We start from the raw sequence: 1,724 nt of genomic DNA, 5'->3' as shown, positions 1-1,724 counted from the left end.
CCTCCGACCCCAGGGAGACCTCCGTGCGCCTCGTGAGCCACCACGCCGGCGACGCCGTCCGCCCCGGCGTGCTCCTCGCCGGCCCCGGCGGCGACCGGCTGCTCGACCTCGCCCCCGTGCTGCCCGGCCGCGGCGTCGTGGACGTGCTGCGCGACCCCGTGCTGCACGCCGCCGCGCAGGCGGCCGTGGACGCGGCCGACCCCGCGGGCCTGCCCGACGCGGCCGCGGTCCGGCTGGCGCCGCCCGTGCGGCCCGGGAAGATCCTCTGCCTCGGCCACAGCTACGCCGGGCACCTCGGCCGGGACCGCGCGCCGGACGACGTGCCGGCGGTCCCGGACGTCTTCGTCAAGACCCCCAACACCCTGTGCGGCCCGCACGACCCGGTGGTGCTGCCGCCGGCCGTGCGGCACGCCGACTACGAGGGCGAGATCGCCGTCGTCGTCGGGCGCCGCGCCCACCGGGTCCCGCTGGCCGAGGCCGAGGACCACGTCGGCGGCCTCACCCTGTTCGACGACGTCTCCGCCCGGGACTGGCAGCACCGCACCTCGCAGTGGACCCTCGGCAAGTGCGTCGACGGCTTCGGCCAGCTCGGCCCCGCGGTCGTCACCGCGGACGAGGCCCTGCCGGTCACCGGGCGCGAGCTCACCGTCCAGCGCGACGGCGTCGTCACCGTCCGGTCGAGCACCGACGCCCTGGTGTTCTCCCCCGCGTTCCTGATCCACCACCTCAGCCAGGTGCTGACCCTCGAGCCCGGCGACGTCATCGCCACCGGCACCCCCGCGAAGCTCCCCGAGGCCGCCGCCGCGCACGCGCCGCTGCGGCACGGCGACGCCGTGACCATCTCCGTCACCGGCCTCGGCTCGCTCACCACCACGTTCGTCGACGGCCCCGAGCCGTCGGCCGACACCCCTGGAGGCCCGCAGTGATCCTCGACTCCTTCCGCCTGGACGGGAAGGTCGCCCTCGTCACCGGCGCCGCGCGCGGCCTCGGCCGGGGCGCCGCCCTCGCGCTCGCCGAGGCCGGCGCGGACGTCGCCCTCCTGGACCACGTCGCCGGCACCGGGACCGCCGAGGCCGTGCGCGCGCTCGGCCGGCGGTGCCTCGTGCTCGAGCGCGACCTGATCCACGCCACCCCCGAGGAGATGGACGCCGACGTGCAGGCCGTCGTGGACGGGCTCGGCCGCGTGGACGTGCTGGTGAACAACGCCGGCATCATCCGCCGGGCGCCGCTGCTGGAGCACGCGGCAGCCGACTGGGACGACGTGCTCGCCATCAACCTGGACGCCGTGTTCCACCTCTCCCGGTCCGCCGCGCGGCGCTTCGCCGACCAGGGGAGCGGGAAGATCATCAACATCGCCTCGATGCTGGCGTTCCAGGGCGGCGTCCTGGTCCCCGGCTACACGGCGTCCAAGCACGCGGTCGCGGGCGTCACGAAGGCGCTGGCCAACGAGCTCGCGCGGCACGGCGTCAACGCCAACGCGATCGCCCCCGGCTACATGGCCACCGACAACACCGCCGCCCTCCGCGCCGACGAGGTCCGCGAGCGCTCGATCCTCGACCGCATCCCCGCGGAGCGCTGGGGCACCCCGGCGGACCTGCAGGGCGCCTTCGTGTTCCTCGCGTCCGCCGCCTCGGACTACGTCAACGGCGCCGTGCTGCCCGTCGACGGCGGCTGGCTCGTCCGCTGACCCGGCCCCGCACCCGGCCCCGCACGCGTCCCCGCAC

General features: G+C 76.7%; 2 protein-coding genes. Both read left to right on the top strand.

The genetic code is table 11. The features are described from left to right. Nucleotides 1-926, top strand: a 926-nt coding sequence (locus tag MHY85_RS20930) for a fumarylacetoacetate hydrolase family protein (RefSeq protein ID WP_255733817.1), incomplete at its 5' end; no start/stop codon positions are given. Further along, nucleotides 923-1,687, top strand: coding sequence for a 2-dehydro-3-deoxy-D-gluconate 5-dehydrogenase KduD (gene kduD / locus MHY85_RS20925; protein ID WP_239200378.1), 765 nt, complete (start codon nucleotides 923-925; stop codon nucleotides 1,685-1,687). The genes MHY85_RS20930 and kduD, both read left to right, overlap by 4 nt. The last annotated feature ends 37 nt before the right edge of the window (nucleotides 1,688-1,724 follow it).

The organism is Cellulomonas sp. ACRRI (assembly GCF_022346185.1).
Taxonomy (GTDB): Bacteria; Actinomycetota; Actinomycetes; order Actinomycetales; family Cellulomonadaceae; genus Cellulomonas.
Note: the sequence above shows the minus strand (reverse complement) of the source record. Positions and strands in the feature narration are given on the sequence as shown.